This is a genomic window from Streptomyces sp. XY006, assembly GCF_002237655.1.
Classification (GTDB): domain Bacteria; phylum Actinomycetota; class Actinomycetes; order Streptomycetales; family Streptomycetaceae; genus Streptomyces; species Streptomyces levis.
This window is the reverse complement of record NZ_NOKT01000008.1, coordinates 87,923-103,178: the sequence shown is the minus strand read 5'-3', so window position 1 is coordinate 103,178 and position 15,256 is coordinate 87,923. Positions and strand designations below refer to the sequence as shown.

The window sequence follows — 15,256 nt, the reverse complement described above, 5'->3', positions numbered from 1 at the left end:
GTGCTACATCTCCTCGGCTACGTAACTGCGAAGCCAGGTCCGGAAGTCCGGGCCCAGGTCCTCACGTTCGCATGCGAGTCGGACAATGGCACGCAGGTAGTCGCCGCGGTCGCCGGTGTCATAGCGGCGGCCCTTGAAGACGACGCCGTGCACCGGGCCGCCGATCTTCTCGTCCTCGGCGAGCTGCTGCAGCGCGTCCGTCAGCTGGATCTCGCCACCGCGGCCCGGCTCCGTCCGGCGCAGTATGTCGAAGATGTGCGGGTCGAGGACGTAGCGGCCGATGACCGCGTAGTTGGAGGGAGCGTCGGCCGGGTCCGGCTTCTCGACGAGGCCGCCGACCTTGACGACGTCGCTGTCCTCGGTGGTCTCCACGGCCGCGCAGCCGTAGAGGTGGATCTGCTCCGGGGCGACCTCCATGAGCGCGATGACGCTGCCACCGCGCTGTTCCTGGACCTCGACCATGCGCTGCAGCAGCGGGTCGCGGGGATCGATCAGGTCGTCGCCGAGGAGGACGGCGAAGGGCTCGTGGCCGACGTGCGGGGCGGCGCACAGCACGGCGTGGCCGAGGCCCTTGGGGTCGCCCTGGCGGACGTAGTGCATGGTCGCGAGGTCGCTGGACTCCTGCACCTTGGCGAGACGGTCGGCGTCGCCCTTCTTCTGGAGCGCCGACTCCAGCTCGTAGTTCCGGTCGAAGTGGTCCTCAAGGGGGCGCTTGTTGCGGCCCGTCACCATGAGGACGTCGTCGAGACCCGCCGCGACGGCCTCCTCGACCACGTACTGGATCGCGGGCTTGTCCACGACCGGCAGCATCTCCTTGGGAGTGGCTTTGGTGGCCGGCAGGAACCGGGTGCCGAGGCCTGCTGCGGGGATGACAGCCTTGCTGATCCGAGGGTGCGACTGAGTCATGCCCGCCACCCTATCCGGTGCCTTTGCATGGAATCTGCGGCTCCGGTTCATAGGCGCTCATATGAGCGTATTGCGACGGTACGGGAGCAACCATTGAGGCCTATCGCACGTCCGGGCGAGCCTGACAAGCGGAGTTTGCGGCGCGAGATCCTCGCGGTGAGGAACAGGTTGACAGCGGATGACCTGCGGGAATCGTCGGCCGAGCTGGCCGGGCGGGCCCTGGAGCTGCCCGAGTTGGCGCGGGCCGGCACGGTCGCCGCGTACGTCTCCGTGGGGAGTGAACCCGGGACGCTCGCGCTCCTGGACACCTTGCGCGCCCGGGGCGTGCGCGTACTGCTGCCGGTACTGCTGCCCGACAACGACCTCGACTGGGGCCGGTACGAGGGCGAGGACTCGCTCGCGCGGATCCGGCACGGCGGCCGGATGGACCTGTTCGAGCCCGCGGGCGAACGCCTCGGGCCGGACGCGGTGACCGCGGCCGACGCCGTGCTGCTGCCGGGGCTCGCGGTCGACACGCGCGGGATGCGCCTGGGCCGCGGCGGCGGCTCCTACGACCGGGTGCTGGCGCGGCTGGAGCGTGCGGGGGCCCGTCCCGCGCTGGTGGTGCTGCTGTACGACGCCGAGGTCGTCGAGCACGTCCCCGAGGAGCCGCACGACCGGCCGGTGCACGCGGTGGTGACGCCGTCGGGCGTGCGGCGGTTCGGGCCGGAGACCTGACACCGGAAAGCGGCCCTGACATCGGACAGCGGCCCCGACGCCGGAAAGCTGCTCTGACACCGAAAGCGGCCCTCCACGCGTGCGTGGAGGGCCGCTTTTTGTCGCCGTCGCGGTCGCCGTCGCCGTCGCCGTCGCCGGGTCAGTGCCGCACGGCGGGTCGGTGCCTCACGGCTTGAGCACCAGCTTGTCGGCCGTGTTGCTCTCGACCGCCTGGTCAGAGAAGGACCACGGCAGCAGTTCGCCGTCGGCCCACTTGTCGGTCTGGTCGACGTAGTGGGCGCTGTAGGCGTGCCCGGAGGCGCCGGTGAGGTTGATCCAGCGGGACTTGTCGAGGTCGCCGAGGTTCACCACCATCCGCATGGACGGCACCCACACCACCCCGTAGCCGCCGGCGGCGTTCCAGCCGGTCGCGTTCACCGTCGCCTCGCCGCCGCTGAGCTCCCAGGGGCCGCGGTTGAGGGCGTACTGGACGAACCCGGGACCCGCGGTGCCGAGGGTCTGGTTCTTCAGGAACAGGCGGTGCAGCCGGCCCCAGCTCCAGGTGTCGATGTCCTTGCCGAGCTTGGCGGTCAGCTCCCAGCGGGCGTCGACCATGGCCCGCTTGAACAGCTGGTCGCGGTTGACGGCGCCGTCGCGGGTGCCCACCTCGGGCGTCTTCCACCAGTCGCTCTTCGGCTGGTCCATCAGCTTGCGGACCACCTCGAACCAGCGGTCACCGCCGTCGGGCTGCGCGCGGTCCGGGGCGCGCTGGCCGCACTCGCGGACCTCCTCGGCCTCGTCGGCGGGGCCGGTGGTGTTGACCGGCTTGACCCACAGGCACTGTCCCTTGGGCCGCAGTTCCTTGGGCAGCTTGTTGCCGAAGGCCAGCTTCAGGACATTGCGCCAGACGGCGTTGAAGTACGCGGCGGCCGCCGAGTCGGCGTCCTGGGTGTAGTCCCAGCCCTCCAGGAGCTTCTGGGCCTCGCGGACGTCCTTGTCGCCGGTGTCGATCTTCAGCAGGGTGGGCACCAGCAGCCGGGCGATCTCGCTGCTGTTGTCCAGCTGCATCTGGCGCATGTCGTCCGTCGAGATCTTGCCGCCGTCCTTGATCTTCGACTGGATCAGGTCGGTGATCCGCTGACTGCGCGTGCCGTAGCCCCAGTCCGTGGTGAGCGTGAGGGCGTACTTGTCCTCGTCGATCACGGCCTGGTTGGCGGTGACGATGTACCCGCGGTCCGGGTTGTACTCGTAGGGCAGCGCGTCCTGCGGGATGTAGCCGGTCCAGCGGTACTCCGGGTCCCAGCCGGGCGCCGGCAGGGAACCGTCGTAGTCCTCCGCGCGCGTGGGGATCCTGCCCGGCAGGGTGTAGCCGATGTTGCCCTCGGTGTCGGCGTAGACCAGGTTCTGCGAGGGCACCTCGAACAGGGCGGCGGCCTTGCGGAAGTCGGTCCAGTTCCTCGCCTTGCCCATGGCGAAGACGGCTTCCATGCTGGTGCCCGGCTGCAGGGCGGTCCAGCGCAACGCGACGCCGTAGCCGTCGCCCCGGTCGGGCGCGGCGGTGTCGACGGTGGCCTTCTTGCCGACCTTCACGAGTTCCTGGTCGCGGTCGGAGAGCAGGGGCCCGTTGTTGGTCTCGCGGACGACGATCTTCTTGGCCGGGCCGCCGGCGACCTTGATGGTCTCCTCGCGGGTCTCGAACGGCTTGGCCTTGCCGTCGTAGAGGTAGCCGGCGCCGGTGATCTTCTCCAGGTACAGGTCCGTGACGTCGACGCCGGAGTTGGTCATGCCCCAGGCGATGTCCTGGTTGTGACCGATTATCACGCCCGGCATGCCGGCGAAGGTGTAGCCGCTGACGTCGTACTGGCAGGTGCTGGAGACGCTGCGGCAGTGCAGGCCCATCTGGTACCAGACGGACGGCAGGGAGGGTCCGAGATGCGGGTCGTTGGCCAGCAGCGGCTTGCCGGTGATGGTGTGCTCGCCGCTGACCACCCAGGAGTTGGAGCCGATGCCGTCGCCGTTCACGCCGACCGCCGGGGGGAGGTCGTCCAGGACGCGGGTGAGGCCGGTGAGCTGGCTGTCGAGGCCCGAGGTGCCGGAGGCGGTGCCGGCCGTGCCGGACGCGGTGCCGCCTGTGCCGGACGTGCCCGCGGTGCCCGCGCCGGTGCCGGCGGTTCCGCTCGTGCCGGCGGTCCCGCTCGTGCCGGAGGTTCCGGCGGTGCCCGAGGTGCCGTTCGTGCCGGAGGCGCCGGTGCCGCCCTGCTCGAAGGCGCCGGTCAGCTCGCTGTACTGGCCCTCCTGGACGATCGCCTTGTTCCGGCTGTACGGGTACTTCGGGTACAGGTCGGCGATCTGCTTGGGGCCGAGGCGGCTGGTCAGCAGGGCGCGGTCGATCTCGTCCTGCATGTTGCCGCGCAGGTCCCAGGCCATCGCCTTCAGCCAGGACACCGAGTCGACCGGGGTCCACTTCTGCGGCTTGTAGTCGTTGGTGAAGCCCAGCGCCGCGTACTCCAGGGAGATGTCCTCGCCGTCCTTGCCGTCGAGGTAGGCGTTGACCCCCTCGGCGTAGGCCTGGAGGTACTTCTTCGTGGCCGCCGACAGCTTGGTGTCGTACTCCTGCTTGGCGACCCGGTCCCAGCCCAGGGTGCGCAGGAACTCGTCGTTGTCGACCTGGCCCTCGCCGAACATCTCCGACAGGCGCCCGGCGGCCATGTGGCGGCGGACGTCCATCTCGTAGAAGCGGTCCTGGGCCTGGACGTAGCCCTGGGCCATGAACAGGTCCGCGTCGGAGGAGGCGTAGATCTGCGGGATGCCGTAGTCGTCGCGTTTGACCTCGACGGGTCCCGAGAGGCCCTTCAGCGTGAGAGTGCCCTTCGTCTGCGGGAAGGACGCCCGGACGGTGCTGATCGACCAGTACGCCCCGAAGGCGACGCCTCCGATGACGGCCAGCACCAGGACGAGCACGATCAGCCGTACTTTGCGCCCCTTTCTCCTGCCGGACTTGACGGGCTGCTGACCCGTGGAGGCGGTGGTGTCGGTGGGCATCGCTGTCCTTGCTGTCCTAAGTCGAGCGGCAGGTTCGGCTGTGCTTTTAACTGAGCGCTGGAGCAACGATAGGCGCAGGGCCTTGCGCCCCTTGACGCGGAGTCGGGAACCGGCGCGGACGGACGTTCGATCTTGCCCTCCCGAGTGTCAAGAAATCGTCAAGAGTTAGGTAAGGTAACGAAGTAGTCGGCGCGCTGCGCCACCACTTCGTGTGCGATGTACGTGAGCCCACGCACGCGTGCGTGCGGGCCAGGGAAGGATTCGGCCGCTGACTGTTCACCACCTCAACCAGCTCCTGCTCGTCTGCTCGCTCGTCCTGCTCGTCGCCGTCGCAGCGGTACGGATCTCCTCGCGCAGCGGGCTCCCCAGCCTGCTCGTGTACCTGGGCATCGGCGTCGCCATGGGCCAGGACGGCATCGGGGACATCCACTTCGACAACGCCGAGCTGACCCAGGTCATCGGGTACGCGGCGCTGGTCGTGATCCTGGCCGAGGGCGGTCTGGGCACGAAGTGGAAGGAGATCGAGCCGGTGATGCCGGCCGCCACGGCACTGGCGCTGGCCGGTGTCGCGGTGAGCGTCGGGGTCACGGCGTCGGCCGCGCACTACCTGGTCGGGCTGGAGTGGCGGCAGGCACTGATCATCGGGGCGGTGGTCTCCTCGACCGACGCGGCCGCCGTGTTCTCCGTGCTGCGAAAAATCCCCCTGCCCGCGCGCGTGAAGGGCACGCTGGAGGCGGAGTCCGGCTTCAACGACGCGCCCGTGGTCATCCTCGTGGTGTCCCTGTCCACGGCCGGGCCGGTCGAGCACTGGTACGTGCTGCTGGGCGAGATCCTGCTGGAGCTGGCGATCGGCGCGGCCATCGGGCTCGCGGTGGGCTGGCTGGGCTCCTGGGGGCTCAGGCACGTGGCGTTGCCCGCGTCCGGCCTGTACCCGATCGCCGTCATGGCGATCGCCGTGGTGGCGTACGCGGCGGGCGCCCTGGCCCACGGCAGCGGCTTCCTCGCGGTCTACCTGGCCGCCATGGCGATGGGCAACGCGCGGCTGCCGCACTGGCCGGCCACGCGCGGGTTCGCCGACGGGCTGGGCTGGCTGGCGCAGATCGGCATGTTCGTCATGCTCGGCCTGCTGGTCACCCCGCACGAGCTGGGCGACGACATCGTCCCCGCGCTGGTCATCGGGCTGGTCCTGACCGTGGTGGCGCGTCCGCTGGGCGTGTTCGCCTGCCTGCTGCCGTTCCGGGTGCCCTGGCGGGAGGCGGCGCTGATGTCCTGGGCCGGGCTGCGCGGGGCGGTGCCCATCATCCTGGCGACCATCCCGATGGTGAAGGGCGTCGAGGGCAGCGACCGGATCTTCAACATCGTCTTCGTCCTGGTCGTCGTCTACACCCTGGTGCAGGGCCCGACACTGCCCTGGCTGGGCCGCAAGCTGCGCCTCGGCGAGGACTCGGAGGCGGCCGACCTCGGCATCGAGTCGGCCCCGCTGGAGCGGCTGCGCGGGCATCTGCTGTCCGTCGCGATCCCCGAGGGGTCGAAGATGCACGGCGTGGAGGTGGCCGAGCTGCGGCTGCCGCACGGCGCCGCCGTGACGCTCATCGTGCGCGGCGGGGAGTCCTTCGTGCCGCTGCCGACCACGATCCTGCAGCGCGGGGACGAGCTCCTCGTGGTCGCCACGGACCCGGTCCGGGACGCGGCCGAGAAGCGGCTGCGTGCGGTCGGGCACGGCGGCAAGCTGGCCGGCTGGCTGGGAACGGACGGACCGGCCTCCTGACAGGCGATTCGCTCGGTTTGACCGCCGTACGGCCCCCCTTGTGCATTTGTAAGGCCTACGGATCCATGGTGCTCACTTTCACAGGGGGACGAGCCCTTGATCCCTGTAGGATGAAGGCGAACCCAGATCGAACCAACTCTGCCTGACGCAGAGCTGGCGCGACCGTATGGCGGTCGGGACACCCCTCCTCACCGGGCCCCGGCATCTACCGCAGTTCCGCGCAAGAGGACAGCTCTCGGCGCCCCCCGCTGACGGGGCCGCGCTACCAGGCGGCAGAAAGGCACGGGCCGTGGCATCCACGGTCACCTCGAAGACGTCGGAGAACCCGTCGGCTTCCGCCCGCCCGGGATACGGCCGGCTGCTGCGCACCCGCGGCGCCTGGACGTTCCTGCTCCCCGGTTTCGCGGCGCGCCAGCCGTTCGCGATGCTGACGATCTCCATCGTGCTGCTGGTGCAGCACACCACCGGCTCCTACGGCGCGGCGGGCGCCGCAGCGGCCGTCACCGGTGTCTCGATGGCCCTGTTCGCGCCCTACAGCGGACGCCTCGCCGACCGCTACGGGCAGCGCGCCGTGCTGATCCCTGGCGTGCTGCTGCACGCCCTGTCCGGGCTGACGCTGACGGCGCTGGCGCTCATGGACGCACCCCTGTGGGCGCTGTTCGCGGCGGCCGTCCCGACCGGCGCCTCGGTGCCGCAGGTCGGGCCGATGGTGCGGGCCCGCTGGGGCGTCAAGCTGGGCGACTCGCCCCTGATGAGCACCGCGGCGGCCTTCGAGTCCGTCACGGACGAGCTGACCTTCGTCGTCGGGCCGCTGCTGGCCACCGCCCTGTGCACGGCCGTCGACCCGGCCGCGGGCCTGGTCACGGAGGCCTCGCTCACCCTGGTCGGCGGTCTGCTGTTCGCCGCGCAGAAGAGCACCCAGCCCTCGGTCTCGCGCGGCGGCCACGCGCGCGTGGAGCACGTCTCGGCCCTGCGCGTGCCCGGGGTGCGCGTGCTGATCGTGACCTTCCTCGGCATCGGCACGGTCTTCGGCGGCATGCAGGTCTCGCTGGCCGCGTTCACCGAGTCGATCGGCGAACCGGGCCTGAACGGCGTGCTCTACGGCGTCTTCGCCGCGGGCAACATGCTCTCCGGCCTGGTGTGCGGCGCGATCGCCTGGAAGCTGGCTCCGCAGCGGCGCCTGGTCGTCGGCTACGCCGCGCTCGCGCTGACCGCGTCGGGCCTGTGGGCCGCCCACTCGGTACCGGTCCTCGCCGGCCTGGGCCTGCTGGTCGGCGTGTGCATCGCGCCCGCCCTGATCACCGGCTACACCCTGGTCGAGAGCCTGGTCCCGGCCGGTGCCCGCACGGAGGCCTTCACCTGGCTGACCGGCGCGGTCGCACTCGGCCAGGCGGCGGCCGTCACGGTCGCCGGGCAGCTGGAGGACCGTCTGTGGGACGGCGCCGGCTTCCTGGTGCCGATGGGCGGCACGGTCCTGGCCCTGCTGACCCTTCTGTCCCTGCGTTCCCGGCTGTCCGCGCGGGGTCCCGGGCGGACCGTCGCACGTGGCGTGGGTCACCGCGTGCCGGTGGCAGTGGACTGAGCGGCCGGAATACGTCACTATGGAGCGTCGTTAGCACTCATCGAGTGAGAGTGCCAGGAGGAAGACAGTGCCCACCTACCAGTACCAGTGCACCGAGTGCGGCGAGGGCCTCGAGGCGGTGCAGAAGTTCACCGACGACGCCCTGACCGAGTGCCCCAGCTGCCAGGGCCGCCTGAAGAAGGTGTTCTCGGCGGTCGGCATTGTCTTCAAGGGCTCCGGCTTCTACCGGAACGACAGCCGCGGCTCCTCGTCCAGCAGCTCCCCGGCGTCGAAGTCGTCGAGCTCCTCCTCGTCGTCCTCGGACTCCGGCTCGTCGAGCTCGTCGAGTTCGTCCGGCTCGTCGTCGAGCGCGGGCAGCAGCTCCACGAGCAGCAGCACGACCGCCGCGTAAGGTCTTTTCTTCCGGGACCCTGTCGCCCCCGGGGCGACAGGGTCCTCGGCGTTTCCGCGTGCGGTTAGGGTGCGGGCATGGCGAACAACGCGAACGCGGCGAGCTCGGCCGACTCAGAGGTCAAGGGGAGCACAGGGGGCCCGGAGGGCGCGGGCGGCACGGAGGATGCCGGGATCGGCGTCATCGGCGGCTCCGGGTTCTACTCCTTCCTCGACGACGTGACCGAGGTCCGGGTCGACACCCCGTACGGGCCGCCCAGCGACTCCCTCTTCCTCGGTGAGGTCGCCGGCCGGCGGGTCGCCTTCCTGCCCCGGCACGGACGAGGCCACCACCTGCCGCCGCACCGGATCAACTACCGGGCCAACCTGTGGGCGCTGCGCTCGGTCGGCGTGCGCCAGGTGCTCGCCCCCTGCGCGGTGGGCGGTCTGCGCCCCGAGTACGGGCCGGGCACCCTGCTGGTGCCGGACCAGCTGGTCGACCGCACCAAGTCCCGCGCGAACTCCTACTTCGACGGGCTGCCGCTGCCCGACGGCACGGTGCCGAACGTCGTGCACGTGTCGCTGGCCGATCCCTACTGCCCGACCGGGCGGGCCGTCGCGCTGAAGGCGGCGCGCGGGCGGGACTGGGAGCCGGTGGACGGCGGCACGCTGGTGGTGGTCGAGGGGCCCCGCTTCTCGACCCGTGCCGAATCGTTGTGGCACCAGGCGCAGGGCTGGTCCGTGGTGGGCATGACCGGCCATCCCGAGGCGGCGCTCGCCCGTGAGCTGGAGCTCTGCTACACATCGCTGACGCTGGTCACCGACCTCGACGCCGGTGCGGAGACCGGCGAGGGCGTCTCGCACGACGAGGTGCTGCGGGTCTTCTCGGCGAACGTCGACCGGCTGCGGGGCGTGCTGTTCGACGCGGTGGCCGGGCTGCCGGCGGTGGCCGAGCGGGACTGCCTGTGTGTGGGCGCGCTGGGCGGGATGGACCCGGGGTTCGCGCTGCCGTAGCGGGCTGGGGGCTGGGAGCTGTTGGGTGCGGGCTGTCGGCTGCGGGTTGGCCTCTGGCGGCTGCGGGCTGGAGTCTGCCCGGCTGCGGGTTGGGGGGCGGAAGTTGCCGTTCGGGTGAGGGAGTTGTCCACAGGCCGGCGGTGGGTCCACAGGCCCGAGCGGGGTGCGGCGGGACGCCTCATCGTGGGGAGCGCAAGCCGGTCCCTCGTCGCAGGTGGTGGTCCCCGTGTCTCTCGCTCGCCCTTCGTTCGCGCCGTCGTCTCCCTCCTGGTCCGTCGCACCGGGCCCGCCCGGGGCCGAGGTCCCCGCGACCCGCGAGGTGCCGAGGTTCGACCCGGTACGGGTGCGCGGGGTGCGCGGCCGGTGCCGCTCGGGCCGGCTCGTGCGGCACCGGCGGCCGGCCGTCGCGGTCGGGCTCGCGGTCACGGCGACCGCGCTGGTGGCGGCGGGGCCGCGCGACACCGACGGGGCCCGCGGTCATCCCCGCGCGCAGACGCCCGCCCGCACGGCTCCGGTCTCCGGGGAGCACTCCGGCCGGGCCCGCCGCGCGGCCGCCGCGGTGACGGCCCCGGTCCGGATCGCCGACGCCGCGACCGTACGGCTGCTGCGGCCCGGTGACCGGATCGACGTCATCGCCGCCGAGGAGACGGCGACGGGCGGGGACGCCCGGGTCGTCGCGCGCGGAGTCAGGGTGACGGAGGTGCCGGAGCCCGTGACGGACGCCTCCGACGGCGGAGCGCTGATCGTGCTCTCGGTGCCGCGTGCCACCGCCGCGCGTCTGGCCGGCGCGAGCGCCACCGCGCGACTGGCGGTGACGCTCTGGTGACCGGCGTGAGGGCGAGGGACGCGATGAGGCGGCGCAGGGTGCCGTCAAGTCCCTCGTTGGAGGGACCCGCGTGGTCGGTTCGGCCCAAGGGTGCCGTAGGTTGCGGAGCGTTTTGTTCCACAAGCTGCTCGTACGAGGAGAGGCCCCCAGGTGAGCGAGAAGAAGGAGCCGAGCGTCTGGGAGGGCTTCAAGGCCTTCCTGATGCGCGGGAACGTCGTCGATCTGGCGGTGGCGGTGGTGATCGGTGCCGCCTTCACCAACATCGTCAACGCCGTGGTGAAGGGGATCATCAACCCGGTCGTCGGTGCCATCGGGACCAAGAACCTCGACCACTACAGCTCGTGCCTGAGCTCCACCTGCGAGGGCGAGCAGGGCATCCAGATCCTGTGGGGCTCCGTCCTCGGCGCCACCCTGAGCTTCGTGATCACGGCGGCGGTCGTCTACTTCCTGATGGTGCTGCCCATGGCGAAGTACCTGGCCCGGGTGGAGGCCCGCCGGAAGGCGAAGGAGGGCACGCAGGAGGTCATCGAGGTGACCGAGCTGGAGGTGCTGAAGGAGATCCGGGACGCCCTGGTCGCGCAGCGCGGCTCGGGCCACGACCGGCAGTAGCGCTCGGCACGGCGGCCCGGGTCCTGCGCGCCACGGCCGGAGGCCCGGTAGCGGCGGCGGCCCGGCTGCTTCAGAGGTGGTGCGGCGGCTTCTCGTCGAGGAAGCGCTTGAGGTCGGCCGCGCCACCGCCGGAGTCGGTGCGCTCGCCCCAGCCGCGGTCGGTGTCGTCGGAGGACTGCTGGTCGAGCGGGTCGTCGAAGACCAGCGCGGGCTTCGGCGCGCGGGGCTCGGGTTCGGGGGCGGTGCTCATGCGTCCAGGGTACGGTCGCGGAGAAAATCCCGGCGCCTTCTGTTGTGCTGGGAATCATGACCTCCAGCACCCCTCCCCCGCCCGACCTCCCCGACGCGCCCGGCGGCCGGGGCCCGCTGCGCCGGCTGAGGGCCCGCGGCCGGGACGAGGAGCACCGGACGGCCTCGCCGCTGGAACTCTTCTTCGACCTGTGCTTCGTCGTGGCCGTCGCCCAGGCCGGCATCCAGCTGGTCCACTCGGTCGCCGAGGGGCACGCGGGCGAGGGGATCGCCGACTACGCGATGGTGTTCTTCGCCCTGTGGTGGGCGTGGATGAACTTCACGTGGTTCGCCTCGGCGTACGACAACGACGACGTCCTCTACCGGGTGGTCACGCTGGTGCAGATCGCGGGCGTGCTGGTCCTCGCCGCGGGCGTCTCCCGGGCGTTCGAGGAGCACGACTACCTCGTGGTCTGGCTGGGGTACGCCATCATGCGGCTGGCCCTGGTGTCCCAGTGGCTGCGGGTGGCCCGTTCGAGCGAGGGCCCGGAGCGCACGACGGCCCTGCGCTACGCCGGCGGTGTGCTGCTGTGCCAGGTCGGCTGGCTCGGGCTGCTGTTCCTGCCGGAGGGGGCCCGGCCCTGGTGGTTCCTGGCGATGGCGCTGCTGGAGATGTGCGTGCCGCCCCTCGCGGAGCGGGGATACGGCACGGCCTGGCATCCGCGCCACATCGCGGAGCGGTACGGGCTGTTCACCATCATCGTGCTCGGCGAGACGATCGCCGCGGCCACGGTCGCGGTGAAGTCCGGTATCGACGAGAACGACGCGCTGGGCGAGCTCCTCCCCATCGCGGCGGGCGGCCTGCTGATCATCTTCGCGGCGTGGTGGCTGTACTTCGTGGTGCCCATCCACGGCCATCTGCGCTCCAACCGGCAGGCGTTCCTGTGGGGCTACGGCCACTACCTGGTGTTCGCCTCGGCGGCCGCGATCGGGGCGGGACTCGAGGTGGCGGTGGAGCAGACGGTCGGCAAGGCGCACATCTCCACGCTGGCCGCGTCGGCCGCCGTGACCCTGCCGACGGCCCTGTATCTGCTGACCCTGTGGGCCCTGCACTCCCGGCACTTCAAGGTGGGCATCACCCAGCAGCTGGTGCTGCCGACGACGGCCCTGCTGGTCATCTGCTGCACCTTCCTGGGCGACTGGGCGGTGTTCACGGCGGGCCTGGTGTGCGCGCTGTCGGTGGTGGTGGGCGAGACGCTGGCGACGCGCCCGCCGAAGATCCACACGGCGGAGGGCCGAGCGGCCTGAGCCCGCGCCGGGCCGGGCGGCCTGAGCCCGCGCCGGGCCGGGCGGCCTGAGCCCGCGCCGGGCCGGGCGGCCTGAGGCGGCGCCGGGCCAGGGGCCATGGACGGCGTCGGCCGCGGTGCCGGTCCGTGTGGGTCGTTGTCTGGACGAGACTGTCGCCATGACAGACGAGGCTCGGATGGACGCCCTGACGGATGTGGCCGGTCTGCGGGTGGGTCACGCGACCCGCGCCGGCGACGGCTGGCTCACCGGCACCACGGTCGTGCTCGCCCCGGAGGGCGGGGCCGTGGCCGCCGTGGACGTACGGGGCGGTGGTCCCGGCACCAAGGAGACGGACGCGCTGGATCCGCGCAACGTGGTGCGCAAGGTCGAGGCGGTCGTGCTGACCGGCGGCAGCGCGTACGGGCTCGACGCGGCGTCGGGGGTGATGGCCTGGCTGGAGGAGCGGGGACGCGGCATCCGGGTCGGGGCGGACCCGGCCCACGTGGTGCCGGTGGTGCCCGCCGCGTGCGTCTTCGATCTGGGGCGGGGCGGTGACTTCCGGGCCCGTCCGGACGCGGCCCTGGGGCGTGCCGCGGTCGAGGCGGCCGCGGCGAGCGAGCCGGGGGCGCGGGTGCCGCAGGGGTGTGTGGGCGCGGGCACGGGCGCGGTCGTCGGGGTGATGAAGGGCGGCGTCGGCAGCGCGAGCACGGTGCTCGGGTCGGGGATCACGGTGGCGGCGCTGGCGGTGGCCAACGCGGCAGGGTCGGTGCTGGATCCGGAAACGGGGGTGCTGTACGGGGAGTTGTTCCAGGGGCGGGTGGAGTACCCGCGGGCGGAGGTGCACGAGGCCGCGCTGCGGCGGCTCGCCGAGACGTCCGCGCGCAGCGCGCCGCCGCCGCTCAACACCACGCTCGCCGTGGTGGCGACGGACGCCGACCTGACGAAGGCGCAGGCACAGAAGCTGGCCGGCACGGCCCACGACGGCATCGCCCGCGCGGTGCGGCCGGTGCATCTGCTGAACGACGGGGACACGGTGTTCGCGCTGGCGACGGGCGACCGTCCCCTGGACGCGGCGGACCCGCTCGCGCTCAACGAGGTCCTCGCGGCGGGCGCGGACGTCGTGACGCGGGCGATCGTCCGGGCCGTGCGGGCCGCCGGGCCGGTCGACGGCCCGGGCGGGACGTGGCCGTCGTACGGCGAGCTGTACCCGGGGCACTGAACGGAGTTGGGCTCGGGGCGCCGAACTGGATCGACCCAGGGTGCTGAACGGGGTGGGGCCAGCACGCTGAACGGGGTGGGACCAGCGCGCTGAACCGGGTTGGTCCCAGGCGCTGAACTCGCTGTTCCCAGTTGGCTGCTCGGGTCGGTCCCAGTTCGCTGAGCGGGTCGGTCCCGGTTCGCTGGGCGGGTCGGTCCCGGTTCGCTGGGCGGGTCGTCCGGGGGCCGTGCGCGTACGGCGATGTCACGGCGGGCCGGACTTTGTCGCGGTTCTGTCACGTGACGGCGTTCACCGCGCACGGACGGAACCCGGCCGGGTGCCGGTCCCCTCTTCTCCCACGTACTGGAGCGGATCACGCACATCACATGAACTGGGAGCAGCCCGTGACAACGCCGGACATTGCAGCGCGGCGCGTACTGGGGGCCTGTGCCGCCCTGGTGGTCGGCGCCCTGACGCTCACCGCGTGCGGTGGCAGCGCCAACGCCGAGGACGACGACAAGGGCGGCAAGGGCGCCACGAAGACGTCCGTGGCGAAGATCGCCATCTCGGCCGAGGACGGCTCGACGGGCGCGTCCATCAACACGACCGGCGTGAAGGTCAGCGACGGCAGGCTGACGGACGTGAAGATGACGGTGGCGGGCAGCGGGCAGGCCGTGCCGGGCTCGCTCTCCTCCGACGGCCGGGTGTGGAAGCCGAAGGAGCAGCTGGAGCGCGGGACGAAGTACCGGATATCGGCGACCGCGAAGGACGCCGACGGCCGGACGTCCGCCGCCAACTCCATCTTCACGACGGTGTCGTCCTCGAACAGCTTCATCGGGACGTACACGCCGGACAACGGCACCACGGTCGGCGTGGGCATGCCGGTGTCGTTCACCTTCGACAAGGCGATCACCGACCGCAAGGCCGTGCAGTCGCACATCTCGGTGACGTCCAGCAGCGGGCAGAAGGTCGTCGGGCACTGGTTCAACGGGCAGCGGCTGGACTTCCGGCCGGAGGAGTACTGGAAGGCCGGCTCCAAGGTCACGATGAAGATCGACCTGGACGGGGTCGAGGGCGCGAACGGTGTCTTCGGTGTGCAGAAGAAGACGGTCACCTTCACCATCGGGCGCTCCCAGGTCTCCACGGTCGACGCGAACACGCAGACCATGACGGTGGTCCGGGACGGCAAGACGCTCAAGTCGGTCCCGATCTCGACCGGCGACGCGCAGCACACCACGTACAACGGGCAGATGGTGATCTCCGAGAAGTTCGTGCAGACGCGGATGAACAGCCGGACGGTCGGGCTGGGCGGCGAGTACGACATCCCGGACGTGCCGCACGCGATGCGCCTGACGACCTCGGGGACGTTCCTGCACGGCAACTACTGGTACAACAAGGACAATCCGCCGTTCGGCCGCCAGGGCACCAGCCACGGCTGCGTGGGTCTCGCCGACGTCCGGGGCGCCGGGGGCGACACCCCCGCGAAGTGGTTCTACGACAACTCCCTGGTCGGGGACGTGGTGATCGTCAAGAACTCGCCCGACAAGACGGTGGCACCCGACAACGGGCTCAACGGATGGAACATGGCGTGGAGCCAGTGGGTCGCGGGCAGCGCCTCCTGACCCCCTGAAGTACCGCTCCAGCAGCGGTTTTTGACGAACCGGCCGGGCCGCGCGGGAACTTTTCGCGCGGCTCGCGCGTTTTCCTGGACGTACGTTTCCTCGGTTCCCG

The 15,256-nt window shown here is 71.6% G+C and carries 13 protein-coding genes; 10 read left to right on the top strand and 3 right to left on the bottom strand.

Features of this window, described 5'->3' with window-relative positions; all coding sequences use genetic code 11:
* Positions 1-3: 3 nt before the first annotated feature.
* A complete protein-coding gene (galU, locus tag CHR28_RS11515; RefSeq protein ID WP_094053452.1) occupies positions 4-906 on the bottom strand; it encodes a UTP--glucose-1-phosphate uridylyltransferase GalU in 903 nt (300 codons plus the stop codon).
* Positions 907-1,074: 168 nt separating this feature from the next.
* On the opposite strand from galU, the gene CHR28_RS11510 reads away from it, so the two are divergent.
* Positions 1,075-1,623, top strand: a complete 549-nt coding sequence (locus tag CHR28_RS11510; RefSeq protein WP_373453344.1) for a 5-formyltetrahydrofolate cyclo-ligase — start codon at positions 1,075-1,077, stop codon at positions 1,621-1,623.
* Between the two features lie 165 nt (positions 1,624-1,788).
* Here the strand turns inward: CHR28_RS11510 and CHR28_RS11505 are convergent, their stop codons facing one another.
* Positions 1,789-4,644: a penicillin acylase family protein gene (locus CHR28_RS11505; RefSeq protein ID WP_094053451.1), complete on the bottom strand. Its 2,856-nt coding sequence runs from the start codon at positions 4,642-4,644 to the stop codon at positions 1,789-1,791.
* A 238-nt stretch (positions 4,645-4,882) separates the two neighbouring features.
* Between CHR28_RS11505 and CHR28_RS11500 the strand changes: the two genes are divergently transcribed.
* The 6 genes from CHR28_RS11500 (at position 4,883) to mscL (ending at position 10,812) form a co-directional block, all read left to right on the top strand.
* The gene (locus tag CHR28_RS11500; RefSeq protein ID WP_094053450.1) at positions 4,883-6,412 is read left to right on the top strand and encodes a potassium/proton antiporter; all 1,530 of its coding nucleotides are present in this window, start codon (positions 4,883-4,885) and stop codon (positions 6,410-6,412) included.
* Positions 6,413-6,701: 289 nt separating this feature from the next.
* The gene (locus CHR28_RS11495) at positions 6,702-7,994 is read left to right on the top strand and encodes an MFS transporter (RefSeq protein WP_094053449.1); all 1,293 of its coding nucleotides are present in this window, start codon (positions 6,702-6,704) and stop codon (positions 7,992-7,994) included.
* 67 nt (positions 7,995-8,061) lie between these two features.
* Complete coding sequence (locus CHR28_RS11490; RefSeq protein WP_094053448.1) at positions 8,062-8,385, top strand: FmdB family zinc ribbon protein; 324 nt, start codon at positions 8,062-8,064, stop codon at positions 8,383-8,385.
* Positions 8,386-8,462: 77 nt separating this feature from the next.
* Entirely contained in the window at positions 8,463-9,377 is a 915-nt protein-coding gene (locus tag CHR28_RS11485) for an S-methyl-5'-thioadenosine phosphorylase (protein WP_256984222.1), read from the top strand.
* A 226-nt stretch (positions 9,378-9,603) separates the two neighbouring features.
* Entirely contained in the window at positions 9,604-10,203 is a 600-nt protein-coding gene (locus CHR28_RS11480; RefSeq protein ID WP_256984221.1) for a hypothetical protein, read from the top strand.
* Positions 10,204-10,353: 150 nt separating this feature from the next.
* Positions 10,354-10,812 carry a large conductance mechanosensitive channel protein MscL gene (mscL, locus tag CHR28_RS11475; RefSeq protein ID WP_094053446.1) on the top strand — a complete coding sequence of 153 codons (459 nt, stop codon included), beginning with the start codon at positions 10,354-10,356 and terminating at the stop codon, positions 10,810-10,812.
* A gap of 70 nt (positions 10,813-10,882) precedes the next feature.
* Here mscL and CHR28_RS11470 read toward each other — a convergent pair whose 3' ends face one another.
* Positions 10,883-11,062 (bottom strand): hypothetical protein, encoded by a 180-nt coding sequence (locus tag CHR28_RS11470; protein ID WP_094053445.1) that lies wholly within the window; start codon positions 11,060-11,062, stop codon positions 10,883-10,885.
* 56 nt (positions 11,063-11,118) lie between these two features.
* Here CHR28_RS11470 and CHR28_RS11465 point away from each other — a divergent pair, with 56 nt between their 5' ends.
* From CHR28_RS11465 to CHR28_RS11455, 3 genes are all read left to right on the top strand, one after another.
* Positions 11,119-12,348, top strand: coding sequence for a low temperature requirement protein A (locus CHR28_RS11465; protein ID WP_094053444.1), 1,230 nt, complete (start codon positions 11,119-11,121; stop codon positions 12,346-12,348).
* A 157-nt stretch (positions 12,349-12,505) separates the two neighbouring features.
* The gene (locus tag CHR28_RS11460; RefSeq protein WP_179272397.1) at positions 12,506-13,546 is read left to right on the top strand and encodes a P1 family peptidase; all 1,041 of its coding nucleotides are present in this window, start codon (positions 12,506-12,508) and stop codon (positions 13,544-13,546) included.
* Between the two features lie 383 nt (positions 13,547-13,929).
* Entirely contained in the window at positions 13,930-15,147 is a 1,218-nt protein-coding gene (locus CHR28_RS11455) for a L,D-transpeptidase (RefSeq protein ID WP_094053588.1), read from the top strand.
* Positions 15,148-15,256: the final 109 nt, after the last annotated feature.

Bases quoted from the DNA above. Each gene is read 5' to 3' on its own strand.
- CHR28_RS11465 (WP_094053444.1), top strand. From the start codon at position 11,119: ATGACCTCCAGCACCCCTCCCCCGCCCGACCTCCCCGACGCGCCCGGC.
- galU (WP_094053452.1), bottom strand. From the start codon at position 906: ATGACTCAGTCGCACCCTCGGATCAGCAAGGCTGTCATCCCCGCAGCA.
- CHR28_RS11485 (WP_256984222.1), top strand. From the start codon at position 8,463: ATGGCGAACAACGCGAACGCGGCGAGCTCGGCCGACTCAGAGGTCAAG.
- CHR28_RS11470 (WP_094053445.1), bottom strand. From the start codon at position 11,062: ATGAGCACCGCCCCCGAACCCGAGCCCCGCGCGCCGAAGCCCGCGCTG.
- CHR28_RS11505 (WP_094053451.1), bottom strand. From the start codon at position 4,644: ATGCCCACCGACACCACCGCCTCCACGGGTCAGCAGCCCGTCAAGTCC.
- CHR28_RS11460 (WP_179272397.1), top strand. From the start codon at position 12,506: ATGACAGACGAGGCTCGGATGGACGCCCTGACGGATGTGGCCGGTCTG.